At 53.3% G+C, this 26,080-nt stretch carries 21 protein-coding genes; 15 read left to right on the top strand and 6 right to left on the bottom strand.

What is annotated here, in order from left to right; genetic code table 11:
* Positions 1-143 precede the first annotated feature (143 nt).
* The 6 genes from ACFSUF_RS23885 (at position 144) to ACFSUF_RS23910 (ending at position 6,556) form a co-directional block, all read left to right on the top strand.
* The gene (locus ACFSUF_RS23885) at positions 144-1,808 is read left to right on the top strand and encodes a glutamine--tRNA ligase/YqeY domain fusion protein (RefSeq protein ID WP_377607344.1); all 1,665 of its coding nucleotides are present in this window, start codon (positions 144-146) and stop codon (positions 1,806-1,808) included.
* Positions 1,809-1,960: 152 nt separating this feature from the next.
* A complete protein-coding gene (locus ACFSUF_RS23890) occupies positions 1,961-2,683 on the top strand; it encodes a response regulator transcription factor (RefSeq protein ID WP_377607346.1) in 723 nt (240 codons plus the stop codon).
* Positions 2,680-4,164, top strand: a complete 1,485-nt coding sequence (locus ACFSUF_RS23895; protein WP_377607348.1) for a sensor histidine kinase — start codon at positions 2,680-2,682, stop codon at positions 4,162-4,164. Before ACFSUF_RS23890 ends, ACFSUF_RS23895 begins: the two co-directional genes overlap by 4 nt.
* An 88-nt stretch (positions 4,165-4,252) precedes the next feature.
* Positions 4,253-5,395, top strand: a complete 1,143-nt coding sequence (locus tag ACFSUF_RS23900) for a TolB family protein (RefSeq protein WP_377607350.1) — start codon at positions 4,253-4,255, stop codon at positions 5,393-5,395.
* 19 nt (positions 5,396-5,414) lie between these two features.
* Positions 5,415-5,678 carry a hypothetical protein gene (locus tag ACFSUF_RS23905; protein WP_377607352.1) on the top strand — a complete coding sequence of 88 codons (264 nt, stop codon included), beginning with the start codon at positions 5,415-5,417 and terminating at the stop codon, positions 5,676-5,678.
* Between the two features lie 347 nt (positions 5,679-6,025).
* The gene (locus tag ACFSUF_RS23910) at positions 6,026-6,556 is read left to right on the top strand and encodes a DUF975 family protein (RefSeq protein WP_377607616.1); all 531 of its coding nucleotides are present in this window, start codon (positions 6,026-6,028) and stop codon (positions 6,554-6,556) included.
* Between the two features lie 72 nt (positions 6,557-6,628).
* Here ACFSUF_RS23910 and ACFSUF_RS23915 read toward each other — a convergent pair whose 3' ends face one another.
* The 6 genes from ACFSUF_RS23915 to ACFSUF_RS23940 all read right to left on the bottom strand — a co-directional run bounded on the left by ACFSUF_RS23915 (position 6,629) and on the right by ACFSUF_RS23940 (position 12,903).
* A complete protein-coding gene (locus ACFSUF_RS23915) occupies positions 6,629-7,645 on the bottom strand; it encodes a protoglobin domain-containing protein (RefSeq protein WP_377607354.1) in 1,017 nt (338 codons plus the stop codon).
* A gap of 220 nt (positions 7,646-7,865) precedes the next feature.
* Positions 7,866-9,599: a phosphoenolpyruvate--protein phosphotransferase gene (ptsP, locus tag ACFSUF_RS23920; RefSeq protein WP_377607356.1), complete on the bottom strand. Its 1,734-nt coding sequence runs from the start codon at positions 9,597-9,599 to the stop codon at positions 7,866-7,868.
* Between the two features lie 5 nt (positions 9,600-9,604).
* A complete protein-coding gene (locus tag ACFSUF_RS23925; RefSeq protein ID WP_377607358.1) occupies positions 9,605-9,880 on the bottom strand; it encodes an HPr family phosphocarrier protein in 276 nt (91 codons plus the stop codon).
* Positions 9,881-9,988: 108 nt separating this feature from the next.
* Positions 9,989-11,449, bottom strand: coding sequence for an N-acetylglucosamine-specific PTS transporter subunit IIBC (gene nagE / locus ACFSUF_RS23930; RefSeq protein WP_377607360.1), 1,461 nt, complete (start codon positions 11,447-11,449; stop codon positions 9,989-9,991).
* A 68-nt stretch (positions 11,450-11,517) separates the two neighbouring features.
* On the bottom strand, positions 11,518-12,018 hold the full coding sequence (locus ACFSUF_RS23935) for a PTS sugar transporter subunit IIA (RefSeq protein ID WP_377607362.1): 501 nt from the start codon (positions 12,016-12,018) through the stop codon (positions 11,518-11,520).
* Between the two features lie 21 nt (positions 12,019-12,039).
* On the bottom strand, positions 12,040-12,903 hold the full coding sequence (locus tag ACFSUF_RS23940; protein WP_377607364.1) for a PRD domain-containing protein: 864 nt from the start codon (positions 12,901-12,903) through the stop codon (positions 12,040-12,042).
* A gap of 403 nt (positions 12,904-13,306) precedes the next feature.
* On the opposite strand from ACFSUF_RS23940, the gene ACFSUF_RS23945 reads away from it, so the two are divergent.
* From ACFSUF_RS23945 to pulA, 9 genes are all read left to right on the top strand, one after another.
* A complete protein-coding gene (locus ACFSUF_RS23945) occupies positions 13,307-14,485 on the top strand; it encodes an acyltransferase (protein WP_377607618.1) in 1,179 nt (392 codons plus the stop codon).
* Positions 14,486-14,564: 79 nt separating this feature from the next.
* Positions 14,565-15,827: a cation:dicarboxylate symporter family transporter gene (locus ACFSUF_RS23950; protein WP_377607366.1), complete on the top strand. Its 1,263-nt coding sequence runs from the start codon at positions 14,565-14,567 to the stop codon at positions 15,825-15,827.
* Between the two features lie 462 nt (positions 15,828-16,289).
* Complete coding sequence (locus ACFSUF_RS23955; RefSeq protein WP_377607368.1) at positions 16,290-16,946, top strand: serine/threonine protein kinase; 657 nt, start codon at positions 16,290-16,292, stop codon at positions 16,944-16,946.
* 159 nt (positions 16,947-17,105) lie between these two features.
* Positions 17,106-18,260 (top strand): polysaccharide deacetylase family protein, encoded by a 1,155-nt coding sequence (locus ACFSUF_RS23960; RefSeq protein WP_377607370.1) that lies wholly within the window; start codon positions 17,106-17,108, stop codon positions 18,258-18,260.
* A 42-nt stretch (positions 18,261-18,302) separates the two neighbouring features.
* On the top strand, positions 18,303-19,676 hold the full coding sequence (locus ACFSUF_RS23965) for a hypothetical protein (protein WP_377607372.1): 1,374 nt from the start codon (positions 18,303-18,305) through the stop codon (positions 19,674-19,676).
* Between the two features lie 30 nt (positions 19,677-19,706).
* Positions 19,707-20,435, top strand: a complete 729-nt coding sequence (locus tag ACFSUF_RS23970) for a response regulator transcription factor (RefSeq protein ID WP_377607374.1) — start codon at positions 19,707-19,709, stop codon at positions 20,433-20,435.
* Between the two features lies 1 nt (position 20,436).
* On the top strand, positions 20,437-21,849 hold the full coding sequence (locus ACFSUF_RS23975; RefSeq protein WP_377607376.1) for a HAMP domain-containing sensor histidine kinase: 1,413 nt from the start codon (positions 20,437-20,439) through the stop codon (positions 21,847-21,849).
* An 816-nt stretch (positions 21,850-22,665) separates the two neighbouring features.
* Positions 22,666-24,018: a sodium-dependent transporter gene (locus ACFSUF_RS23980; RefSeq protein ID WP_377607620.1), complete on the top strand. Its 1,353-nt coding sequence runs from the start codon at positions 22,666-22,668 to the stop codon at positions 24,016-24,018.
* 90 nt (positions 24,019-24,108) lie between these two features.
* Positions 24,109-26,067, top strand: a complete 1,959-nt coding sequence (pulA, locus tag ACFSUF_RS23985) for a type I pullulanase (protein ID WP_377607378.1) — start codon at positions 24,109-24,111, stop codon at positions 26,065-26,067.
* Positions 26,068-26,080: the final 13 nt, after the last annotated feature.

Raw genomic sequence — 26,080 nt, forward strand, 5'->3', positions numbered from 1 at the left:
CCGCTATATGTATACTATATGATAAAGGCGGGGCAAAACAATTTCACTCATGCATTATTTATTATCATGCACAGAAAATGTTATAATTATCAGATAAGGTAATAATGAGACATAGACAAATTAGAGCTGGAAGGTTGATAGGGATGGAAACGAAACCGACTTCTAACGCAAATTTTATTCGCACCATCATGGAATCCGACCTTGCCGAAGGCAAAGTCAATAAGGTCATTACCCGGTTTCCTCCGGAACCGAACGGCTATCTCCATATAGGGCATGCCAAGTCGATCTGCATCAATTTTGAGTTGGCTGACGAATTTAAGGGGCTGACCAATCTTCGTTTTGACGATACGAATCCTTTGAAAGAGGATACGGAATACGTGGAAGCGATCAAGCAGGACGTAGCTTGGCTGGGTTTTGAATGGGACGGCCTTTTCTTTGCATCCGATTATTTTGAGGAAATGTACAATAGAGCGGTGCTCCTGATTAACAAAGGGCTCGCGTACGTAGACGACCAGACGGCAGACCAAATCCGCGAAACCCGCGGCACATTGACGGAGCCCGGACAGGACAGCCCGTACCGCAACCGCAGCGTGGAAGAGAACCTGGATCTGTTCTCCCGCATGCGTGCCGGGGAGTTCGGCAACGGAGAGAAAGTACTGCGCGCCAAAATCGATATGAGCTCGGGCAACATCAACATGCGCGACCCGGTCATTTACCGGATTTCCCATACGCATCACCATAACACCGGGGACAAGTGGTGCATTTACCCGATGTACGCATTTGCCCACCCGCTGGAGGATGCGATCGAGGACGTATCGCACTCCATTTGTACGCTGGAATTCGAGGATCAGCGCCCGTTCTACGACTGGGTGATCCGCGAATGTGAAATGCCTAACGTACCGCGCCAGTACGAGTTCGGCCGTCTGAACATTACCAACACGGTGATGAGCAAAAGAAAGCTGAAGCAACTAGTTGAAGAAAACGTAGTGGACGGCTGGGACGATCCGCGGATGCCGACGATTTCCGGCTTGCGCCGCCGGGGATTCACGCCGGAATCGATCCGTAATTTCGTGCGTGATCTCGGCGTGCATAAAGGAACCGGAGTAGTCGATGCCATGCAGCTGGACCACTACATCCGCGAAGACCTGAAGTTGAAGGCTCCGCGCACGATGGGCGTTGTCCGTCCGCTGAAAGTGATCATCACCAACTACCCGGAAGGGCAAGTGGAATGGCTGGAAGCGGAGAACAATGCGGAAAATCCGGAAATGGGCAGCCGCCAAATTCCGTTCTCCCGCGAAATTTACATCGAGCAGGACGATTTCATGGAGAACCCGCCGCCGAAGTATTTCCGCCTGTTCCCGGGCAATGAAGTGCGCTTGAAGCATGCTTACTTCATCAAGTGCAACGATTTCGTGAAAGACGAGAACGGCAATGTAGTAGAGCTCCACTGCACGTACGATGTGGAAACGAAGAGCGGCAGCGGCTTCACCGGCCGGAAAGTGAAAGGCACGCTCCACTGGGTAGAAGCGACGAATGCCGTGCCTGCTGAGTTCCGCCTCTACGAGCCGTTGATAAACGATATGGAAACGGATGAGGAAGGCGTAACCTTCCTGGATCATATCAATCCGAATTCGCTGGAAGTGCTGAACGGTTTTGTCGAGGAGAACATGAAGGACGCCAAGGCGCAGGATAAATTCCAATTTTTCCGCCACGGGTATTTCAATGTGGATCCGAAACATTCCACGCCGGGCCATCCGGTATTTAACCTGATCGTGTCCCTGAAAAGTTCGTTTGAAGCAGGTAAGTAAGAAATATAGCAGAGAAGGCAGGGACCTTAAGGTTCTCTGCTTTTTTTTGCATACGGCCGGGCTTAGATACGTTTCTGAAACATTCTTCTGCTATGCTTACGGGTATACTAGTAGTGATATGTCATTTTTAGGCAAAAAGGGGGCTAGCCACAGTGGAACAGAGAATTTTAGTGGTGGATGATGAAGTGAGCATCGCCCAGCCGGTAACCTATGCGTTTCGAAGAGAAGGATATGTGGTGGAAACCGCCCATGACGGAGAAGAGGCGCTCCGGAAAGCGGAATGGTTCAAGCCTCACGTGATCGTTCTGGACGTGATGATGCCGAAGCTGAACGGTTATGAGGTATGCCGCCGACTGGACGACAGGGAGAATATCGGGATTGTCCTTTTGACGGTCAAGAACGATATTGTAGACAAAGTGCTCGGGCTGGAACTTGGTGCCGATGATTATATGACAAAGCCTTTTGATTTAAGAGAATTGATTTCCCGTGTCAAAGCACTGCTGCGGAGGCTGAACAAAGGGGCCAAAGAAGCCGAGCAGGAAGAGATTCGCTTGGGCGGTTTGATTTTGCATACCAAAAAACGTACTGCCGTTTACCGCGACCCGCAGCTTGGGGACTATCCCGAAGAGCAAGGAACAGAACTGGAGCTCACGCCGAAAGAATTCGATCTGCTGGTTTTGCTGTGCAGCCACCCGGAAAGGGTGTATACCCGGGACGAGCTGCTGGACCTGGTCTGGAGCATGGATTACGCCGGTGGAACCCGAACCGTCGATATTCATATTCAGCGGCTGCGCAAAAAAATCGGGGAAAACGGCCCGGGACTGCTGCAAACAGTATATGGCGTGGGTTATAAAGCGGTCGGTGCCGCCAGATGAAAATCAGCATCAAACTGAAATTTATCGCTTTTCTGGCGGCCCTGTTGGTTACGGCGCTTGGAGTGCTCAGCTTTCTGGTGCTGAAAGGGATCAAGCAGGATCAGCTCAGCCAGATGGAGGCAACGCTCCAGCGGCAGACCGAGTTCGCCAATCTTCAGGTGAACCAGGCGTTTTACACAGGGGAGACCAGAGATGCACAGAAGTTTCTGACTGCACGAGGACAGGAACTTGCCAGGACGATCGGGACGTATAGCGGCCTGCCTGTGATTTTATATCATCTGACAGGGAAAGAAGCGGGCAATTCTGTGCCGTTTACCTCTAGACCCGATACGTCTGCGCTGCTCCCTTATGCCTTGAAAAACAAGTCGGTATATCAAACGGAAGGCGCCCAGGTGTATTACCTGGCGCCGGTCATGGTTGCCGGCGAGCAGGCAGGCGTTGTGGAGTTTCATTATTCCCTGGCAAGCCAGCGGAATTTCTACTTCAGGATCCGTAATCTGCTGCTTACGATCGGAGCGGCCGTTCTTGTGGCCAGTTTCGTATTCGGGTACCTGTATTTCAGCCGGTTCGCCAAGTCGGTCGTAAAGCTCAAAGGTGCTGCCGTGTCCATTCAGCAGGGGCGATATATAGCGGAACCGCCGATGCGCAGCAGGGATGAGTTAGGAGATCTTAGTCAGGGAATCTACTACATGAGCCGGGAAATTCAAAGAAATATCACCGGAATGCAGGAAGAGCAGCACAAGCTTCAGCTGGCGGTGGCCAAGCTGCAGGCACTCGAGCAGCAGCAAAAGCAGTTCATTGGCAACATCAGCCATGAATTCAAAACGCCGTTGACCTCCATCAAAGCATACGTAGACTTAATGGGCATGTATAAGGACGATCCGAAGCTTGTCGATGAAGGCGTGCTGAACATCGGGAAGGAAGCGGAACGGCTGCATGAAATGGTGGACAAGGCGCTGCATCTCACGGCACTGGAGAAATATGATTTCGAAGAGCAGGCTGAAGCGGTTGAACTGCGGGAGCTGCTGACCGATATCGCCGGCCGAATGAACGGAAAAGTGGAGAAGTTCGGGCTTCGCCTCGAGCTAGGCCTGCAGCCGGTGGTCGTATGGGCGGACAAGGAAAGCCTGATGCATATTTTCGTCAATTTGCTGGACAATGCCATTAAATATAACAAGCCTGGCGGAGTCATCCGGATTGACAGCCGTCCGGAAGGAGATTGGGCAACCGTTGATGTCAGGAACACCGGTCCCGGCATTCCGCCTGCGTCGCGCGAGAAAATTTTTGAACCTTTTTACACGGTAAATAAAGACCGTTCCAGGCAGTCGGGAGGTACAGGACTCGGGCTGTCCATCGTCAAGCAGCTGATCGGCAAACAAAACGGTTCGATTGAGCTTCTACAGACGGAGCCGGGTCCTGACAGCGGAGATATGGCCGGCCCGTGGACTACCTTTAGGATCAAGCTCCATCTGCAGGAGTAGCATTGTTTACAATTTGGAAACATTCGGAAAAGATCAGGAAACAGTTACTCATTATACTGGGGATACCTACACGATGGAGGAAACACCAATGAGAAATCAATGGAGGGTTATCTGTGCAGCCGCCGGGCTTGCTTTGCTCCTAAGCGGATGCGGGCAGGCGCAGGTTCAGAATGAGAAGCGGGAAGTCGTCGATAAAGAAGGGAAGCGTCTGACGGTGATTGACCAAGCGGACCCTGTGGAGAAAGTGCAGAATCAGGTTGTGTTGGATAAAATCGATATACTGAAGGGCATGCGGGGAATGGATTGGCTGAGCGAGGATCAGTTGGTGGTTGCCAGAAAAAATGTCCAGCTGGCTAAGGAGCAGCCCGTAACCCGTCAAACGGACGACGGGGAGTTATCGACAAAGGAGCATCCTTTTTTTAATCTGTATGTTCATGACCTAGGGACCGGCCAGGATCGCTTGCTGCATGGGGAACAGGCGGACCAGACGGCTGCTGTGGTTTCTCCGGACAAAGCCCATATTTTTTATAAAAAAACGGTAGGGGAAACGGGCAACGGGTTCATCATGGACGTTGCGACCGGCACGCCGGTACAGACCGGTAAGGAAGAACTGACCTATATGGTTGGGGAATGGGCGGATGCCGAACACGTGGTCATGTCCTCCATAGAGGGAAGCCTGCTGCAGGCGGACGTTCGCGGAAATGTCGAAACGGTATTAAAAACGGGAGAGACCCCGGGGTCCTTATACAGCGTAAGCCGCAGAGGGGATTTATATTATTACATTGTCAACAGGGAAGAACTGAAATTATATAATGCCGCAACCAAAGAGAAGAAACTGCTGATGAAAGATACGGTATGGGCCACCCCTTCCCAAGACGGCCGGAGGCTGGCTATTGTCCGCAGAACAAAGGATATCGAAACTGAGCTGATGTTCTCCGACCCGGAAGGGAAGACAACGACTTCCATAGCCAAAGGAACGCAAATTTTCGGTTCCAGCTGGTCCCCGGACGGGAAGTTTCTGGCATATACGGTAACCAAAGAGAATTCCACCAGCAGTAATCTGTTCGTTGTGGAAGCGGAGACCGGAAGGGCCACCCAGTTGGCGCTGGAGATTCCGTATATCGCAGATCCGGTGAAATGGAGCCCTTCGGGCAAACAGCTGATGGTGTCTTCTTCGGTCATTGAAGGCAGAGGCATAAATTTTGAAATGTATGTGATCAAGCTGAAATAGCAGAAGGCAGGTGGGATTGATGGCGGATGTAACAAGAACGGAAGTGCTCAGGCGGTATGAGTCGGAATGTTACCAGATCTGCTGCCGCCTGCTGGATGACGATAAGCTTGCGCAGTCGGCAGCGCAGTCCGTCTTCATAAACCTGTACCAGGAGCCTTCCTTTTTCGCGGCTTCGAGGCAGGTGCAGCTGAAAATGCTGCTGAAAGAGAGCTTTCGCTGCTGTGCAGGCTATGTTACGGTAACCGGGCCTGCCGTTGCGGGAGCCGGGGCGGCGGCTGTCTAGGAGGGCAGGACGGAGACTGATTTGGGGAGTATGGTGAAAATGAAAGTGACTATTTCCCCCATTTTAAATTTAAGAGCGCCAATAGGCGTTTTTTTTATGGAATGAACTTCGGTCTCGTGCGTATACATGGAAAATAGAACTATAGGACTACTTGTTTTAGAAATTATAGTTTACTTTCAAACATTTCCTTGTATAATAAGAAACTGGAAATTATTTAAGGGGGAACTACTTTTTTATGACAATTACGCTTCCGTAAAGAGCAACTCCGAGCTGCGCAGAGACGCTAGAGAACAGCTCAAGGGCAAGTGGGCAGAGCAGTATTGTTTGGATTTTTGTATACAGTGATTATGTCGGTAATAGGGTTTATACCTGTGGCGGGAAATATTTTGCCGTATATTATCGGGGGCCCGCTTGCTTTGGGAATAGCTTACTTCTTCCTGAAATTAATCCGTGGGGAAGAAACCGCGATTGAAGATATGTTTGCCGGTTTCCGTAAGTTTGTGCCTGCGTTTGTGTTATATCTGTTAACTGCCATTTTTACTTTGTTATGGCTGCTGCTGCTGATCGTTCCGGGTATCATTGCGGGACTTCGTTATTCTCAGGCGTTCTATATCATGGTGGATTGTCCGGAGCTCAAGGCGTCGGAAGCATTGAACCGCAGTAAAGAAATGATGGCGGGCAACAAGTGGAAACTGTTTTGTTTCTATTGGGGATTTTTTGGCTGGCTGCTGCTATGCATACTGACGTTGGGTATCGGGTTGCTGTGGCTGTACCCGTACTATGAAACATCCCGCGCGAACTTCTACCAGAACCTGCGTGACCAGCACTTCACTTATACCGAGCCGACATTGGACTCGAATCCGCCGGTTTCGATGTAATCTATTTAGATAAAAAGAGCTTCTCCTCGCGATTTGTGCGGGGGGAAGCCTTTTTGTTTGTACTACGACAGGTTATGATGCTTGGGTATCGTTCATTTTTTGCAAGTCGGAAGTGAGGGATTCGATCATTTGGACAAAAGAGGACAACTCCTCCGAGCTGGCGGCCTGATCCTGGGAAATGCGGACGGTTTCCTGGCTTCCGCTCATAACCTCGTTCAGAACTTCGGTAATGCCGGCTAATTTCTCCTGAATGATTTCAAGCGAGTTTTTAGAGTGATTCGCAAGCTTCCGGATTTCGTTGGCAACGACTTCAAACCCTCGTCCCGCTTCGCCCGCACGCGCCGCTTCAATTGCTGCATTCAGCCCGATCAGATGCGTCTGCTCTGAAATTTGTTTCATCACCGTACCCATGGATTCGATCTCGCTGATTTGGGAGTGAAGCCCTTCTACTCTCTGATGGGCCTGCTCTTGAAGTTCCGCCGTCTGCATAGCAGTGGCTGCTACAGTCTGGCTGCTTCCGTTTAGCTGGACCATCATAGAAACAAGGCCTTCCACAGCACTGTTAATCGTAGTCAGCATTTCCGATTTCTGGTCGGCCATTCGCTGCACGATTTGTTTTTCGTCCTCTTCATACGCTTCCAGCACGAGCTGGGAGTCGAAGTTGAATAGTTTGGTAAGCGCATGCACAATGGGAAGCCAGCCGCCCTCGGGAAGCTCCTGTTGGAGAGCCGATGTCGCCGTGTCCAAATACACCATGTAAGTTCCCAGATACCAGTCCGTTCTGAGGCCTATTCTAGAGTGAACGCGTCCAATGTAGAGCCTTTTGCTGATAAATTCCTCGTCGATCCGGCCTTCGGTCAGGCTCATAAAATACCACCGCTGCGTCTGCTTCAACCGCTCGATCGAACTATGCTCAGAGATCATTTGTGCCAAGGCGGGCCGTTTCTGGATGTGATCGTACAACTCGTCCACCACGCGGTCAGCGATCCGTTCAAATAATGCGCGTTGCGACTTCAACAGGGATAAATGCTCTTCGGTAATTCCCATGTACTCTAACTGTGCTGCTCTATGCTCGTCAACTGCAATCACCGGATAACCACCTTTAATTATTCTTAATTCATATCTTATATTTCGTCAATTTCCATAGGAAAGTGAAGAGGGTAGGGGGAATTGTCCAAAACGTAACGGTAATGGAGGACAGGATGGGAGAAAGAGCAGCCGCAGCGGACAAAAGTACCGTTGGATGTGAAAGATGTGAAATTTGAGGTTAAAAGAAAAAGCGGGCCAGAAGGCCCGCTTGAATTATATATTAGTCCTGAAGCTTGCTGATAAATTGTAAAGCGGCGGCACGGATTTCGTCCGGGCTGCCGAGTTTGAGCGCCTCGTCGGCGAAGGCGACGGCGGCGGCGCGGTCCATGCGCGACAGCAGGGCGCGGGCGGGCAGCACGGCGGAAGCGCTCATGCTGAATTCATGCAGGCCGAGGCCCAGCAGAATCGGCAAAGCTTCCGGCTGGCCGGCCATTTCGCCGCACATGCCGACCCATTTACCCTGGGCGGACGCGGCGCGGATGACGCTGCTAATGAGGCGAAGCACGGCAGGATACAACGGATCCGTCAAGTAGCTGAGCTTCTCATTCATGCGGTCCGCCGCCATGGTGTACTGCACCAGGTCGTTGGTTCCGATGCTGAAGAAATCGACTTCAGCAGCGAATTGGTCCGCCATCAACGCGGCGGCCGGCACTTCAATCATGATGCCGGTTTCGAGGTGCTCCGAGAACGGCACGTTCCGCTCGTGCAGCTCCTGCATCGCCAGCGCGAGCTCGGCTTTCGCTTGCCGCCATTCGGCAAGCGTGGCGATCATCGGGAACATGATTTTCACGTTCCCGTGAACCCCCGCACGCAAGATCGCGCGAAGCTGCGTGCGGAACAGTTCCCGGCGATCCAGGCACAGCCGGATCGCCCGCACCCCGAGGAAGGGATTCTCTTCCTCGGGCAAAGGCAGATACGGCAGCTTCTTATCGCCGCCGATATCCAGCGTCCGGATGACGACAGGCGCCTCCGCACCGAACGGCTCCACCGCCGCCCGGTAAGCTTCGTACTGTTCGTCCTCCGACGGCAGATCGTCCCGGTCCATGTACAGGAACTCGGTCCGGTACAGCCCCACGCCTTCGGCGCCCGCCGCTTTCGCGGCTGCGGCATCCTTCGGTGTGCCGATGTTGGCCGCCAGCTCTACCCGGTGGCCGTCCTTCGTTACCGAAGGCAGCCCGCGGAACTGCCGCTCCAGCTGCTTCTTCGCGGCCATCTCGACGCTAAGCCGCTCGTAGCGCGCCTTGGTGTCCGCATCGGGATCGACGTGAATCACGCCTTCCGATCCGTCCACGATCACGAACTGTCCGTCCCGGACAGCGGCTTGCCACCCGCTTACGCCGACCACGGCCGGAATATCCATCGACCGCGCCATAATCGCGGAATGGGACGTCCGCCCGCCGATTTCCGTGACGAAGCCGGCGACGGCCGCCGGGTCCAGCTGCGCGGTCTCGGATGGCGTTAGGTCATATGCAAACAGCACTTGCGCCGCCCCGGTGCCATCCAATCCCATTCCCTCAGCCTGCCCCGTCAGCTTCCGCAGCAGACGTCCGCTCACATCCCGGATATCCGCTGCGCGTTCCCGGAGATATTCGTCGTCCAAACTTTCCAGAACAGCCGTAATTTGACTCTCCGTCTGCTTTAACGCATACTCGGCATTCATGCGCTCGTCGCGGATTTTCAGTGTCGCGGCTCCGATGAACTCCTCATCCTGAAGCAGAAACAGATGCGTCTCAAAAATCTCCGCCTCCGCTTCCCCCAGCTTGGCCAAGGTCGAGGTGCGAAGCTGCTCCAATTCAAGAGAAGCCTGAGCAACAGCCTCTTCAAATCTGCGAACCTCCGCTTCAACCCCGTCCGCAGCTACTTCCGTCAGCTTCACATCAGCCGCCTGTGCCGTCAGCAGTTTGGCTGGACCCATGGCAATGCCGGGTGCAGCCGCAATCCCTTTGAGCATCATGGCTATCATTCCTTATCGAACGATTCGTCCAGAACCGCCTCAAGGATCGCGCCAATTTCCTGTACCGCTTCGTTTTCCCGCTCGCCTTCCGCTACCACCGTAATCAAGTCCCCTTGCTTGGCACCAACCGAAAGCACGCCTACCAGACTTTTGGCGCTGAACCGTTTGCCGTCCTTCTCCAGTTGTACTGTACAAGGGTAAGCCATCGCCGCCTGCACCAGCTTGCGCGCCGGTCTCGCGTGAATACCCGTCGGATTCTGAATAGTAAATGTTTGCTGCATGATGATCTCTCCCATCCTGGTGTACTATTTTATCTATTTATCTGCCCCGACCCGGAGATCGAGCGAAAACACCGAAAGCCAACAGCTAGGTTGGCTTTCGGACGGTACTTACAGTTTCTTCTGAATTTCGTCCTTCAGCGCCTCGGATTGCGTACCGAAAATGACCTGTACGCTGCCGCCGCCCAGTCTCATGACACCGGCTGCGCCCAACCCTTTCAGGGCTTGGTCGTTGACTTGCTTATCGTCTTTCACTTCCAGGCGGAGCCTTGTAATGCAGGCATCCACACTCTTGATGTTTTCAGCCCCTCCAAGATTCGCCAACACGTTCTCCGCTTTCTCGGAAGCTGTCGTCTTCGCACCCCCGGAAGCTGCTGCACCCGGATTCGCCGTCAAATCGTCATCCTCGCGTCCCGGCGTTTTCAGATTAAACTTCACGATCATGAAGCGGAACAGGAAGTAGTAGACTACGGCGAACGCGAGGCCTACCGGAATAATCAGCAGCGGCTTGGTAGCCAGCGGATAGTTGACCAGATAGTCGATCAGGCCGGCCGAGAAGCCGAAGCCGTGGTGGACGCCCAGCTCATACATAATGAAACCTGACAGACCGGTCAGCAGCGCATGCACCACATATAAAGCCGGCGCTACAAACATGAATGCGAACTCCAGCGGCTCGGTAATCCCTGTCAGGAAAGAAGCCAGCGCCGTACCGATGAACACGGAAGCGATCGCTTTCCGCTTTTCGGGCTTCGCCGTGTGAATAATCGCGAATGCCCCTGCAGGCAGCGCGAACATCATGATCGGGAAGAAGCCTGTCATAAACATGCCGGCCGTCTTGTCTCCCGCGAAGAACCTGTGCAAATCCCCGTTGACTACATTGCCTGCGGCATCCGTGAAGCTGCCGATTTGGAACCAGGCAATGGCATTAATAATGTGATGCAGACCGAAAGGAATCAGCAGCCGGTTGGCGAACATGAAGATGGCCGATCCGATGCCGCCGAGACCGACTACCCAGTTCCCGAAGTTATCCAGTCCGATTTGAATCGGGCCCCAGATTAAGCCGAACACAAGTCCGACGAGAACCATAACCACGGAAGTGATAATTGGAACGAACCGTTTGCCGGAGAAGAAGCCGAGCCAGTCAGGCAGCTGAATTTTGTGATATTTTTTATAAAAATAAGCTGCAATAAGACCCGCAATAATCCCGCCAAGCACACCCATGTTCAGCTTCGCATCTTTTCCTACGAAATCTGCGAACGCCACAGGCACCTTCGTAAGCACATTGACCAGGACCAGATGAGCGATGACCGCAGCCAGCGCCGCTACCGCATCGCCAGCCAGGCCAATCGCCACCCCGACCGCAAAGATCAGAGGGAGATTGTCAAAAATCGCGCCCCCGCCCGCTGCCAAGAACGGTGCAATGTACTGATTAAGGAACCCGCCGAAGCCGGAACCCAAGTGAAAATCCTTTACGTAATCAATGTTGCCGAAGCGCAGCAATAACGACGCCGCAGGCAGAGTCGCTACCGGAAGCATCAGCGCTTTCCCGATTTTCTGCAAAAATCCCAACATGAAAACTACCCCCTATTCATGATATATGACCCCTTGTTTCTGCTGCTTCCGCAGCGTCCATCCCCGGTTTACGAGGACAGGTTCACTTTCATAACGCCCGCTTCCCCGGCTGTTACAGGCTTGAAGGAGGCGGACAGGCTTTCTACGATTTCCCCGTTGGCCACAATGACCGGCGTAATAACCGGGTAACCGGCGTTTCTTATGAAATCCGGATCAAACTCGATGAGTGTCTGACCGGCTGTAACCGTTTCGTCATTGGATACTTTGGCCGTAAATCCTTCGCCTTTCAGCTTCACTGTATTGACCCCGATGTGCAGCAGCAGCTGCAGCCCGGAAGCATGCTCAACCACAATGGCATGGTGAGTCTCGATCAAGTGGGCTACTTTGCCGTCAAACGGCGCCACAAGCCTGCCTTCGCTAGGCTCGATCGCAAAACCGTCTCCCATCAGCTTCTGGGCGAACGCCTCATCCGGCACCCGGCCTAACTCAACAGCTTCCCCGGTTAACGGTGCGGCCACCTCAACGGTATTCACAGTATTGGACTTAGATTTAAAAAGTTTGGACAACATTGCAGGTCTCCTCCTAAGGTGTTAGGTCTCCTTCGGTGCGAACTCCTGAAGCAGGCGGTACATATGCAGCATGATATAGCCGACTTCATCTTCCGGCACTTCCATCTGCAGCCTTTCGGCCAGCATGGCCGCGATTCTTGAGGCAATTTCATATTCTTCCTTGTACTGCTGCTTCATGCCCGCAACGAAAGGGTTTTTCACCGTTTTTTTCTGTCTGATCCGCTCGATCGCGAACCGTAAGTGCGTAATCAACCGGGCGTAGTCCAAGCTATCTTTCGGAATATGAATGGACTTCGTTTGTTCAATGATATCAACGATGTCGGTAATGAGAGTCGTCGATTTGACCAGCTGGCCTACCGGGACGTGGGCAATGGCGGAATGCACATGATAGGCCAAAAATCCGACCTCGTCCTCCGGTATGGTCATCCCGAATGTCCGTCCGAGCAGCTCCGCCGCTTTGGATGCGACTTCGTATTCCTTTGGGAACAGGGTACGCGTTTCGTAGAGAAACGGGTTATCGATCTCCATCCCGCTGCGCAGCCGGTACAGGGCGAAATGAATATGGCTCGGCAGCGCCACGTGAACGTGCTCGTTCAAGTCGGCCGATATATCCCTTTCCATCATCGAGATAATTTCCTCCGAGATGTCGAATACTTCAGGGGGAATATCCCCAAGCAGGGACTGGTATTGCCGGCGCTGCGCTTCATCATCCATCCGGAACCGCTTATCGATCCGGGGGTCGGCTGCATCGATCATGCCCTCGTTTTTGGCGAATCCGAGACCCTTGCCGAGCAAAATAAGCTCCCGGCCGTTCTCCGGGTCGGTGACCAGCACCGCATTGTTGCTCATCACGCGTTCAACCTTATATCTCAATTCTTTTGCCATGACTGAATCACCGCTTTACTATCGAAGTAAAGTTCCTGCTGCTGTGCCTCAACGCCCGGCGGCTTCTTTGAGACAAACAAAAAAGAGCCGCAAAGAAGACTTCGTTAAACGAAGATCCTCTTTCACGGCTCATGCCTGATGGACTCAGTAACACGCCATTACGTTATGATGTTGAACTTGGTAACATCATAACGCGGAGGAACGGGTTCGTCAACAGGAAAATATAAAACGTTTTCATGGAGTCTTGTCCCTATTTTTCCTGACTATATTGTGGCATAAAAGTAAATATTTCATGCAATGGAAGATGGATGCAGCATGGTTTGACTAAGGAAGTACGGCTATATTAAGATAATTTAATTGCAATACTGCAGTTATATACCTTAAGAGGAACGGGGTGAGCCGCATGAAAAAGGAGAGGATCGAAGAGCTTACGCTGTTCCGTGCCATGGCTTTTCTGGCGATCGTTCTGCAGCACTGCATTGCCGAATTCATTTACCGTCCGGAAATAATGCCCAAGGACTCCGTTATGCTGGCCATGCTGTTCCACTTCACGCGGTTCGGCACTCCTACTTTTATATTCATATCAGGGCTGCTGTTCTTCTATAACTACTATGAAAAACTGAATTACCGGACCTTTCTAATCAAAAGGTTTCAGGATATCCTGGTCCCGTTTATCATATGGACGGGGGTATATTACACGCTGATGCATGGTGTCTGGTTTTTGGATTTCAAGGCATGGCAGGGCTATGCTCATGAGCTGATTGTGCCGTCCAGCGGATATCATCTATGGTTTATCGTGATGATTTTTCAGTTCTACCTTCTGTTCCCGGTCTTTCATTTCGGGGTGGGAGCAGCCCATAAGAGACTGAAGCGGCTGGACGCGGAAAGGGAAGGGACCGCACTGGGATGGGGCTTGGCGGTGCTGGGTCTGCTTTTTGCAGGATTACTGTGGTTGTCCTACTATGTGCTTCCCGGTCTATACGCGCGTACGGACTGGGCATGGCTGAAGACACTCATTAACTACCGGAATCTCTATTTCATCTTTCATGCTTTCTACTTTGTGGCGGGAGCGGCTGCGGCCCTTTATCTCACCCGGTTTCGGGCTTTCATCCGCCGGTCGCAGGCCTGGAATTTATTCCTGTTTGCAGCGGTGTACATTGGGATGTGTTACGGGGTACTCTCGTATTCTATGGATAAAATGAACCTGGCGGTTTCAACGTATCTGAAGCCGTCCACCTTCGTGCTGATTTTATCGCAGCAGATGATTATGTACGGGATTGCGCTGAAAATAGCGGAGCTGAAAACGAGGCTGTTCCGGGTGTTCCATTGGATCGGCACGTACTCGTTCGGCGGGTTTCTTGCGCATCCTTTGGCCGTCTGGGTGCTGGCTCCCCTGACCCGTTCGGAGCGGTTTGCAGGGCAGCATCTGGAATTGACGGCTTTCTTTTATGCTGCAGTTGTTATGCTGTCCCTGGGGTTGTCCTGCGGGGCTTCGCTTTTGCCTTTCGGCAGGTGGATGATGGGGCCTTCCAGGCCGGCCGCCCGTTCGAAACGGCAGGAGCGGATCAAAGTGGAAGGGTAAGGGGTAAACTGCCGCAGCACGGGGCAATATGGAAATAGACTTGCATCTTAGATCATACAGACGTAAAGGGGCTTTTGTTATGAAGAAATATGGTTTAGCGATTCAAATTGTGATCGGTCTGGTGCTCGGGGTGATTGTAGGAGCGATTTTCTTCGGGAACCCGAACCTTCCGGTATACCTGGGGCCGATTGGCGATATTTTTATCCGTTTGATCAAAATGATTGTAGTTCCTATCGTGATCTCGACTTTGGTGGTCGGGGTTGCCGGTGTCGGGGACTTTAAGAAGCTTGGCAAAATCGGCGGAAAAACAATTCTTTACTTTGAAATCGTGACTACGGTTGCGATATTGGTGGGCTTGCTGGCAGCGAACCTGTTCCACCCGGGGACAGGCATTAACATGAATGATTTGACGCAGTCGGACATCAGCAAATACGTGGATACCGAAAAAGAAACCGCCAGCCACGGGTTCGCGGAAACGTTCGTGAATATTGTTCCTAAAAACATTTTCGACGCACTGGCCCGCGGGGATATGCTGGCGATCATCTTTTTCTCCGTGATCTTCGGTTTGGGTGTGGCGGCTGTCGGGGAAAAGGGAAAACCGGTGCTCGCATTTTTCCAGGGCGTAGCGGAAGCGATGTTCTGGGTCACGAACCAGGTGATGAAGTTTGCGCCGTTCGGCGTTTTCGCCCTGATTGGGGTGACCGTGTCTACGTTCGGGCTAAGCTCTCTGGTGCCGCTGGGGAAACTGGCGCTGCTGGTTTACGCGACCATGGCGTTCTTTATTCTGGCGGTGCTCGGTTTGATTGCCCGGATGGTCGGCATCCGGATATTCGATATCATGCGCATCCTTCGCGATGAAATCCTGCTCGCTTATTCAACGGCCAGTTCGGAAACGGTGCTGCCGAAAATTATCGAGAAGATGGAGAAATTCGGCTGTCCGAAGGCGATCACCTCGTTTGTCGTACCGACCGGATACTCTTTTAACTTGGATGGTTCGACGCTTTATCAAGCTTTGGCCGCGATCTTTATCGCCCAGCTGTACGGCATCCAACTGTCCTGGTATGAGCAGCTGACACTCGTGCTGGTGCTCATGGTGACATCCAAAGGAATCGCCGGCGTACCGGGCGTTTCCTTCGTCGTACTGCTCGCTACGCTCGGCACGGTCGGGCTGCCGCTGGAAGGGCTGGCGTTCATCGCCGGGATCGACCGGATTCTCGACATGGCCCGTACCGTCGTGAACGTGATCGGCAACTCCTTGGCCGCCGTCGTCATTTCCAAGTGGGAGGGCGCCTACGACAAGGAGAAAGGCAGGCGTTACCTGGCTTCTTTGAAAGAGGCCTAAGCAGGGTTGAAGCTGAATTACCTAGCACCGCTCGTCAGAGCGGTGTTTTTGTATACCCGCGTGGCAGTTTTATGTGGGGCTGTAATGCCCAAAAGTACCGTTACAAGGACGTGGTAGCAGCTGTAATGCCCAAAAGTACCGTTACACGGACCCGGTAGCAGCTGTAGCGCCCAAAAGTACCGTTACAAGGACGTGGTAGCAGCTGTAATGCCCAAAAGTACCGTTACAAGGACGTGGTAGCAGCTGTAATGCCCAAAAGTACCGTTTCACGGACCCGGTAGCAGCTGTAACGCCCAAAAGTACCGTTGCACGTGAGTGTAGCTGTCATAAGGCGGAGGGTGACTCCGGAAACTCGGGATATGGCATCGTCCAAACCGTTAATTTAGCACAGTACGGTACCATGGAATCCGAATCCAGGGTTTTCAAGCCCTCACATATTTTATAAACTGGGGATATGAAACTATGTACATGGTGAAGGGGACGGGCATGGACAATTTAATCAAGGCGGTGGAACAACAACTGCTGCCGAGGCTGGATATAGAGAGCGTACATCCCCATGAGCCGGTGAAAGTGAAGTATTGCCCGCCGGGGTGGAAGCTGCTTGGGGCGGGGAATTACGCTGCGGTTTTAGTGCACCCCGAGAATTCCGAAGTGGTTGTAAAGGTATATGCTCCGGGGAGGCCGGGTCTGGAGGATGAAGTAGAAGTGTACCGCAGGCTTGGGGAGCACCCGGCTTATTCGCAATGCTACCATGCCGGCGGCAACTATCTGATGCTCAAGAGAATGCGCGGTGTGACGCTGTATAATTGCATCATGAAGGGGATTCGTATTCCCGATAAGGCCATCAGGGATATCGATAAAGCACTGGATTATGCCAGAGGCAGAGGGCTGCACCCTCATGATATACACGGCAAAAACGTAATGCTGCACAACGGCAGAGGCTCGGTGCTGGACGTGTCCGATTTTTTGAAAGTGGAACAATGCACGATGTGGGAAGATCTCAAGGAAGCTTATTACCGGTATTATGTCCCCTATTTACAAAAATGGCCTCTGCCAGTTCCCGGTTTTATGATGAACTGGATCCGCAAAGGCTATCGTAAATACAAAAAGAAACACTAACCGTAAACTCAGGCAAGCCCGTTTTATGCTGCTGTTAACGCTTTGTAACTACTTTTGACTCCTGTTTCCTTATGATTGGGATATCAGCCGGGAACCGGGCGCACAGCGTGTCCGAACCTTCCCGGAAACATCATGAGTAAGCAGAAGGTTGGGACGAGGATGAAGCGGAAGAGACGGATAGGCATGCTTGTGTTGGCAGTGCTGTCCATATTGGCGGTTGCTAGTTTTGCAGAAAAGAGTCTAGTATTTTCGGGTAATGCACCGGAAGAGGTGCTGACAGGCGGATTGGGTGCTAAACCCGTCGGAAGCGGCGGAGGAACGGAGACGGCAGTGCTTCCTGAGGGCACTTCAGAAGATCCGGCAGACCATGGAGGAAACGCCGACAAGCCGGACGTCCCGGAGAAGCCAGGGGCTTCAGGTCAACCGGCAGAAGACGGTTCGGACACCGATGGCGGAGCGGAACCCGGCAAAACTGGGGAGGAAGCCGCGGTGACTCCGGGCACCCCTGCGCCTGAGCAGGAAGCACAACCCGACCCGGCGCCAAAGCCGGACCAGGACCCGGTTTCGAAACCGGACCAGGATCATCCGCCAAAACCGGCCCCGGACCAGGCACCAAAGCCTAAACCGGAGCAGGAGCCAAAACCGGCAACTAAGCCGCCGGCTAAGCCTGCTCCGAAGCCTCAGCCGAAGCCCCAGACCCCTGAAAAGCCTGCCGGAACGAAGCAGAAGCTGGTCGCACTTACCTTTGATGATGGGCCGGATGCTAAATATACCGGCCAGGTTTTGGATATACTGGGCGAATATCATGTTAAGGCAACGTTCTTTGTTGTAGGGCAGCAGGCGGAGAAATATCCTGCGATGTTGAAACGGATTTTGAAGGAAGGCCATACCATTGGAAATCATACGTACAGTCATGCCAACCTTCCGAAAAAAACGGCTCAGCAGGTGAAACAACAGATCGTTGCGGCGGATGACGCGATCGAAAAAGTGACCGGGGACGTACCCTCCCTGTTCCGGGCGCCCTACGGCGCGGTGAACGACACCGTCCTTGATACTGCAGCCTCGCTCGACAAGCAGGTGGTAGGCTGGAGCGTGGATACCCGGGACTGGGCCGGCACATCCGTTGACGGCATGGTTAAGAATCTAACGAAAGAGATCAAGCCCGGGGGAATCGTGTTGATGCATTCTTTTGGCGGCCATAACGGAGATCTCAGTAATACCCTCGAAGCTCTTCCGCTCATCATTAACTATTTGCAGGATCACGGTTTCACATTGGTAACGGCGGATGAATTGCTGGCATCCAAGAAGAAATAAGGACCCTAAGGTAAAAAGTAAAAAGAAAGGAGTGTGCGGCAAATGAAATGGAAGAGGATCTTGTTGGCAGCGTGCGCCGTTTTGGCCATGATCCCGGCAAGCGGCTGCAGTGTCATCACCTCGCCTATTGAACTGCTGCGCACTCCTGCGCTTTCCGCTCATCAGGAGGAAGTGCGGCAGGCGGTGTCCTTTCTTTTGCCTGAGGGAGCCAAGCTGACCTTCCCATTGAACGCGGGAAATACCGGGGCTATCCGCAAAGCGGATATGGATGGAGACGGGGAGACGGAAGCGGTTGCTTTTTATAAAATTCCCAAAAATCAGTTCGAACTCGGCGTCCTGATTCTCAAGCAAGGGTCATCGGGCTGGCAGGAACTGTACCGCATTACCGAACCGGGGAATGAAATTGCCTATGCCGATTTTCAGGATGTGACGGGGGACGGGGCCCCGGATCTGGTGGTAGGCTGGCAGGGTTCGCAGGACTGGAACAAGGAAATGGCCGTATATCACTGGACTGGAGGCAAGATCCAGCGCTCGGGCGGCATGTTCTATAACGAGGCGGCAGTTGGAAATTTGGACGGAGATCCGCAGGCGGAGCTTGTGTTGATCAATTTTGACCGGGAAGGCTTGTCTTCGGAAGCTTCTTTATATGAATACAAGAAAACCGGGTTGCTACAAACGGATAGGCTAAAGCTGGACGGAGGAATCAACGGGTATGACCAGGTGCTGCTCGGGAAAGCGCGGGCGGGCCGGAACGGGGTGTTTTTGGATATCGGTGTCGGGGCGCACTCGGCTTATACGACGTTGTTAACCGTAGAGAACGGCCGGCTTCAGGACGTGTTTAACGTGATGGGCGATCCGTCGGGGAAAACGTACAAGGCGAATCCGGTTTACAGCCAGGATATTAACGGGGACGGCATTATTGAAATCGGTATGCTGAAGGAAGCGCCGGGGCACGAAGCTACACCGTACTCCGACATGCCCTGGATTCATGAGTGGCATCAATGGGACGGGGCCCAGGGCCTTCAAAAAGTATACGAGAACTACATGGACTATCAATACGGGTTCCGCTTTGATCCGCCGCTCAGCTGGCAGGGCCAATATACGCTGGATGAAGTAAGGGACGAGCAGGGCGGCAGCAAGGTCACTTTCCTATATATGGGCCGGACGCCTGAGGAAAGAGCTGAATTGGTAACTCTATATGCTGTACCGGAAGAACGCTGGCTAAAGCAAAAAGTTACCTGGGACGAAGAAGGCCGAACGGTTGTGGAATTGGGCCCGGGGCAAGACGGTGTAGAGATCGCGGCGCTGCTGCCTGAAGGGGAGCCGAAACTTTCCGGGGAAGAGCTGGAACAGTATCATGCCGTTCTCCTTACTAATAATGAGATCGTCCAGAGATATCGGCTGTTACGAGATTAAGTTTGCGGTACCGCAGAGGAGGCGAAAGGTTTGAAAGTGCTGCTGCTGGAAGATGAGGAATCCATCCGCGGGTTCGTGCGGATCAATCTGAAACGGGAAGGCATGACGGTTCTGGAGGCCGAAACCGGGGAAGAAGCGTTAGAGCTGGCTAGACGGGAAGGCGATGTGGATATCGCCCTTCTTGACGTGATGCTGCCGACAATCAGCGGTTTTGAAGTTTGCGGGAAACTGCGGGCCGCTTATCCCCGAATGGGCATTATTATGCTGACGGCGCGGTCTCAGGAAGAGGATAAAATCAGGGGCCTGGAGCTCGGCGCGGATGATTATGTGCATAAGCCCTTCAGCCCGGGGGAATTGATGGCCCGGCTTAAGGCGCTGGGCCGGCGGATGAAAACGGAGAATGTGGACGGTGCCGGAAACCATGCGGAGCCGGGGAACAGAGCAAGCCGAAACGGGAAAGTGTTTGGGGAACTGACGTTTTATCCGGATCAGCGGCGTGTAGTGAAGAAAGGGACTGACATTGTGCTGACGCCTACAGAGTACTCGATATTAAGGCTGCTGCTGGATCAGGCGGGCAAAAGCGTGAGCAGGGACGATATTTTGAACGAGGTGTGGGGCCGGCATTACGTAGGGGATCTGAAAATCGTGGATGTCAACATTCGCAGGCTGCGTCAAAAAATAGAGGATGAGCCTTCCCAGCCAAAGTACATTCAGACGGTATGGGGGTACGGTTACATTTGGAAAAAGGAAGAGATCTAGCATGAAAAGCCTGCGGAGCCGCATTGTCCTTAATTTCGGCGTCATTATCGTCTCGGTTGTGCTGGTGCTGAGTTCCTTGTTTGTGACTGCAGTGCGCCAGTATTACTACGGCAGTGCCGAACAGGCGCTGGATGAACGGGCCAGTGTGTATACGGCTCTGTACAGCAAATATTTGTGGGACCGGTCGCTTGTGGATAAGTCCCGCTATATACTCGAGAATTTGACGGAAGATGATTTCACGAAAGTGGAAGTTGTCGATCTGCAGGGCAGGCTGATTATCGATTCCAACGGGTTCAGCAGCGAGGACCTGCCGATTACATCCGATATAGCCTCTGCCGTAGAAGGGAAGCGCGGCACCTGGACAGGCACGCCTGCCGGGGGGATGGAAAGGATCATGGCTGTAACCTATCCTTTGCGGGACAAGGGACAGGTGGTAGGGGTCATCCGTTATACTACCTCCATTGCTGATATCGATGCAGCGGTACGGACGATTACGGTGGTCACGATCGGCCTGTGTGTGGCCATTATTATTCTTTCGCTGTTTACCAGCCTGCTGCTGGCCCGCCGGATGATCCGTCCGGTGCAGGAACTTACACAGACGGCACGGGTCATGGCCCGGGGAGATTTCCATCACCGTGCCGTCAAAAGGAATGATGATGAGATCGGTCATTTGGCGGATACGATGAACTATATGGCGGAGGAGATTGAGCGGAATGAGAAGCTGAAAAGCGATTTCATCTCGTCCGTGTCCCATGAGCTCCGCACCCCGCTGACTTCGATCAAAGGATGGAGCGAGACGCTCATGTCCGGCGGCTTGGAGGAGCGGGACGAGTTGTTGATGGGGCTTTCGGTCATTTCGCGGGAAAGCCAGCGGCTGACGGGCTTGGTCGAAGACCTGCTGGACTTCTCCAAGCTGCAGTCTCCCGCGGCCCGGATCGAGTCCGAGCCTGTGGATGTGCGCAGACTGCTCAGCCAAATGGCCGAGCAGTACGCCGTGGAGCGCAGCCGCCGGGGGATCCGCCTGGAGACGTCGGGCCCGGAGGAGCCGCTGTACGTCAGCGGGGATGCCGACCGGCTGCGGCAGGTGCTGCTGAATTTGATCGAGAATGCGATCAAATTCACAGCGGAGGACGGGCTCATCCGCGTCACGGCGGAAGCCGAGGGCGCGGAAACCGTCCGGCTGCAGGTATCCGACTCCGGCGCAGGCATTTCGCCGGAGGATTTGCCCTACGTGACGCGCAAGTTTTACAAGGGCGACAAGAAGCGGTCCGGGAGCGGGCTGGGCCTCGCGATTTCGCAGGAGATCGTGCAGCTGCACTGCGGCACCATGGAGCTGCAGAGCCGGCTCGGCGAGGGTACCGTGGTGACGGTACGTTTGCCAAGGTTACTGCCGGCTCCCGGGGGCGGAGCGTGAGCTTCGCCCGCGCTTGCCTGCAGTAATACCTGCGCGAAAACAGTAATTTGGCAAATCTACTCACCGCAGGCGGGTACTACTTGTTTGTTCTTGGATTCGCTGCCCCGTGTAACCACCATCCAGTCCCCTTGAGATAACTCTAGTTACTTCTATTCCCTCATACTTCAACTTCCAGCACACCTAATGCTCCATACAGGCAATTCCCTATTCCACGCCCCCACGCTCCCACTTCTTCATATAGGCAACTCCATACTCCAAGCGCACTAGTCCTCATGGATGGGACCAGCACAGCCTAGGCCCGACACTAATCTATTTACTTACCTTCCTGAATCTTTGCATTAGCACACTACTCCCGCACTCACACTACCAGCGAACGAACACAAATTTCCTTAATCTGCTTCACAATTACGCTAAAAAAGGCTTTTTTTCGGCACATTCTATTTGGATGACACAAATTTACCTTACTCTGTAGTCCGGTTTGCACGACAAGGAAAAACGCGGTCGAACCTTTACGGACATGGTGAAATGGGGTCAAAAATAAGGTAATGCCAATGCATGAGAAGGTAATTGGATGCTTCTCACATTATTGGCGCTTTAACCCACTCGTCCAGGACTTGACGCTCCAGGGCAGGCTCAAGGGGAGGGTGCAGCACGACGCACAAGAATTTTTTTGCAGGGGCCGAAACCTTGATATTAATGCATTTTTCTGAAAAATGTGAGTCATTTGAAAAAACTTTCATGGACAAAATGCCTGACAATGTCCTAATATAATACAATCACTTTGAGAGATTACTAGAAGGAGCGGCGGTTTTCTTGATTAAACAACAAAACACTCTGGAGTTAAACAAAACGGGGAACGAACGGTTTTCCTCAGCGGGCTTTATCCTGTCGGCGATCGGCAGCTCGGTCGGACTGGGAAACATGTGGAAATTCCCTTACATTACCGGATTATATGGCGGAGCGGCATTCTTTTTGCTGTTCATCATCTTCCTGGTTCTGTGCGGACTTCCCATTCTTTTGGCTGAATTGACCATCGGTCGGGGCGGCCGTGGAAATGCGGCATCATCGTTCGAGGTGCTCTCCGGCAAAAAGTCATGGGCGTTCTTCGGGTTTTTGAGCGTTCTGGCAGCTTTTATTATCATGGCATTCTATACGGTTGTAGCGGGATGGACACTGCATTATGCTGTACAGTCATTCACGGGAAGCCTGTTTGAAAACAAGGATTATGCAGCGCAATTTACAGATTTTAACGCAGGCTTCCTGCCTGTAGTATGGCAAGTCGTCGTTATGATCCTTAGCGTCTGGGTCGTAGCCCGGGGAATTTCGGGCGGGATTGAGAAATTCAATAAAGTATTGATCCCAGGATTGGTAGTTTTACTGATCATGCTTATGATTCGGGCGTTAACGCTTCCTGGCGGCGGCGCCGGCGTGGAATTTTTCCTGAGTCCGGATTTCTCCAAGCTTACCTTTGAATCGGCTCTGGTCGCGCTGGGGCATGCCTTTTTCTCTCTATCGCTCGGGATGGGAATTATGATTACTTACGGTGCTTACGTTAACCGGGAGCAGTCGCTGGGAACGGCATCTATGGCTGTAGGTTTCGGTGACTTGATCTACGCGTTAATTGCCGGCCTGATTATTTTCCCTACCTCTTTCGCGTTCGGCATTCCGTCCTCATCCGGTCCGGGACTGGTATTCATTGCTCTGCCTGCTGCGTTTGAGGCTATGCCGTTCGGCCATTTCTTCGGCGGATTATTCTTCATTCTACTGGCGGTGGCAGCGCTGACCTCGGCGGTCTCGATTTTAGAGGTGCCGGTAGCCTATGTCATGAACAAAATGAAATGGAGCCGCGCGAAATCGGCAATTGCTCTTGGTATTCTGCTGCTGATTGTAGGCATTCCGGCTGCGATGTCGGTTACTGGTCCATTATCCACGTTCCTGCCGGGCGGCAAAAGCCTGTTCGACTGGATGGACTTCCTTGGCTCCTATGTCCTCGTTCCAATCGGCGGTTTGGTAGTTACCTTGTTCACTGGCTTCGCTTGGAAACGTGCAGGCGAAGAGGCGGGGCTTACCTCCAACTGGTATAAACTATGGATGTTCCTGCTACGTTGGGTGGCACCTATCATGATGGTGGCTGTCTTTATCTACTCCGTTTATACAAATTTGGGCTGATGCCCGGGAAAATCCTTCTTCACGCGAATATGGTGTGTGGAGGGATTTTTTTGTTAGAATAAGGACAAGAAATCCAAGGGGTGTATCCATATGGCGGTTCAACGGGAAACAGGCGAGACGATTCAGTATGGTGATCCGAAAATGATTCAGGGATTAGCTATAGGTTCGGCGGAATTTGACGAGGCTTATGGGTATGACGGGAGCGATCTCGGCAGCAGCTATACCCCGGAACAGACGATCTTCAAGCTTTGGGCGCCTACGGCAAGCGAGGTTAAAGTAAGGCTGTATGCAGACTGGATAGGGGAACCAATCGAGGCACATCCTATGCAGCGAGAGGCCAAAGGCGTTTGGAAAACCGTTCTTCCCGGCGATCGGCACGGGGTTTATTATACGTATCAGGTAAGAATAGGGGACAAATGGAACGAAGCCGCGGATCCATACGCTAAGGCGGTCGGTGTCAACGGGGAACGCGGGGTCGTTGTCGATCCGGCAAAAGCGGATCCTGAACGCTGGACGAAGACTAAGCCTGAATTTCTGCATCCTACTGATGCAGTGGTGTATGAAGTTCACGTCAGGGATCTGACGATTCATCCGGAAAGCGGGGCGCTGCACAAGGGGAAGTATATAGGGGCGGCCCAGAACGGGACACGCGGTCCGCTGGGGATCCCAACCGGGTTAGATCATATTCGCGACCTCGGGGTTACGCATGTGCAGTTTTTACCGCTGTTCGATTACAGCTATGACAGTGTCGACGAATCCCGCCTGCACGAAGACCAATATAACTGGGGATATGATCCCCAAAATTACAACGCTCCAGAGGGTTCCTATTCGACCGATCCTTACGATCCGCTGAGCAGGATTCGCGAGCTGAAGACGATGATTCAGGCGTACCACGATAACGGGCTCAGGGTCATTATGGATGTCGTGTATAATCATGTGTTTGACGTCTATCGTGTCAATTTTACGAAGCTGGTACCGGGTTATTATTTCCGCATTACGGAGCACGGATTACTGGCCAACGGTTCGGGCTGCGGCAACGATACGGCGTCCGAGCGGCGGATGATGCGCAAATTCATCGTGGACTCCGTGCTTTACTGGGCCCGGGAATATCATATCGACGGCTTCCGCTTCGACCTGATGGGGCTGCACGATGTCGATACGATGAACGCGATCCGCACCGGGCTCGACGGGATCGATCCCTCTATCCTGATCATCGGTGAAGGATGGCATATGGACACGGCGCTGTCCGACGACAGGAAGGCGAATCAGGGCAATGCAGCCATGCTGCCGGGCATCGGAATGTTTAACGACGGATTCCGCGATGCGCTGAAGGGCAGTGTGTTTTACGGCCCGGACCAGGGCTTTGTCAACGGGAAGGCCCATGCAGCGCATGATGTGAAGCGGGGCATTGTCGGGGGGATCGCGTACTGGGCCGGGATCCATTCTTACGCAAACGAGCCGGCGCAGTCGGTAGCATACGCGGAATGCCACGATAACTTCACCCTGTGGGATAAATTGCAGCAGTCCATGCCAGGCGAGCCCCAGGAAATGATGGAGCGGGCGCACCGCCTCGCTTCCGCAATTCTGCTCATGTCGCAGGGCATTCCCTTCCTGCACGCCGGGCAGGAATTCATGCGCACGAAAGGCGGCGACCACAACAGCTACCGTTCCCCGACCGCGGTGAACTGGCTGGATTGGCGCCGCTGTGCGGAGCGCCGCGCGGATGTGGAGCACATGAAGCGGCTCATCGCGCTGCGCAAAGCCCACCCGGCCTTCCGCATGACGGCGGCCGAGCAAATCCGCCGGCACCTCCGCTTCGAGGAGGCGCCGGAGCACACTGTCGCCTTCACGCTGCGGGAGCACGCGAACGGCGACGAAGCGCGCCACCTGTTCGTGGCGCACCATGGAGGCCGCGGCGATGCCGCGCTGCAGGTGCCCGAACTGGGTGAATGGCAGCCGCTGTTCGGGGCGGAGGACATCGCCTCCTTCAGCGGCGGCGAGCTGACCGTGCGTCCGCTCAGCACGGTTGTTCTAGCCTGTTACAGTTAGTTTAGAGTAAGGA

Source organism: Paenibacillus gansuensis (genome assembly GCF_042684925.1).
In the GTDB taxonomy this organism is placed as follows: domain Bacteria; phylum Bacillota; class Bacilli; order Paenibacillales; family DY6; genus Paenibacillus_N; species Paenibacillus_N gansuensis.

Excerpts from the sequence above, each read along its gene's own strand:
- ACFSUF_RS23905 (WP_377607352.1), top strand. The coding sequence starts at position 5,415 with ATGGCGGATGTAACAAGAACGGAAGTGCTCAGGCGGTATGAGTCGGAA.
- ACFSUF_RS23910 (WP_377607616.1), top strand. The coding sequence starts at position 6,026 with ATGTCGGTAATAGGGTTTATACCTGTGGCGGGAAATATTTTGCCGTAT.
- ACFSUF_RS23940 (WP_377607364.1), bottom strand. The coding sequence starts at position 12,903 with ATGGCAAAAGAATTGAGATATAAGGTTGAACGCGTGATGAGCAACAAT.
- pulA (WP_377607378.1), top strand. The coding sequence starts at position 24,109 with ATGGCGGTTCAACGGGAAACAGGCGAGACGATTCAGTATGGTGATCCG.
- ACFSUF_RS23925 (WP_377607358.1), bottom strand. The coding sequence starts at position 9,880 with ATGCAGCAAACATTTACTATTCAGAATCCGACGGGTATTCACGCGAGA.
- ACFSUF_RS23935 (WP_377607362.1), bottom strand. The coding sequence starts at position 12,018 with ATGTTGTCCAAACTTTTTAAATCTAAGTCCAATACTGTGAATACCGTT.
- ACFSUF_RS23895 (WP_377607348.1), top strand. The coding sequence starts at position 2,680 with ATGAAAATCAGCATCAAACTGAAATTTATCGCTTTTCTGGCGGCCCTG.
- ACFSUF_RS23945 (WP_377607618.1), top strand. The coding sequence starts at position 13,307 with ATGAAAAAGGAGAGGATCGAAGAGCTTACGCTGTTCCGTGCCATGGCT.
- ACFSUF_RS23885 (WP_377607344.1), top strand. The coding sequence starts at position 144 with ATGGAAACGAAACCGACTTCTAACGCAAATTTTATTCGCACCATCATG.
- ACFSUF_RS23960 (WP_377607370.1), top strand. The coding sequence starts at position 17,106 with ATGAAGCGGAAGAGACGGATAGGCATGCTTGTGTTGGCAGTGCTGTCC.
- ACFSUF_RS23950 (WP_377607366.1), top strand. The coding sequence starts at position 14,565 with ATGAAGAAATATGGTTTAGCGATTCAAATTGTGATCGGTCTGGTGCTC.
- ACFSUF_RS23900 (WP_377607350.1), top strand. The coding sequence starts at position 4,253 with ATGAGAAATCAATGGAGGGTTATCTGTGCAGCCGCCGGGCTTGCTTTG.
- ACFSUF_RS23975 (WP_377607376.1), top strand. The coding sequence starts at position 20,437 with ATGAAAAGCCTGCGGAGCCGCATTGTCCTTAATTTCGGCGTCATTATC.
- nagE (WP_377607360.1), bottom strand. The coding sequence starts at position 11,449 with ATGTTGGGATTTTTGCAGAAAATCGGGAAAGCGCTGATGCTTCCGGTA.
- ACFSUF_RS23965 (WP_377607372.1), top strand. The coding sequence starts at position 18,303 with ATGAAATGGAAGAGGATCTTGTTGGCAGCGTGCGCCGTTTTGGCCATG.
- ptsP (WP_377607356.1), bottom strand. The coding sequence starts at position 9,599 with ATGATGCTCAAAGGGATTGCGGCTGCACCCGGCATTGCCATGGGTCCA.
- ACFSUF_RS23955 (WP_377607368.1), top strand. The coding sequence starts at position 16,290 with ATGTACATGGTGAAGGGGACGGGCATGGACAATTTAATCAAGGCGGTG.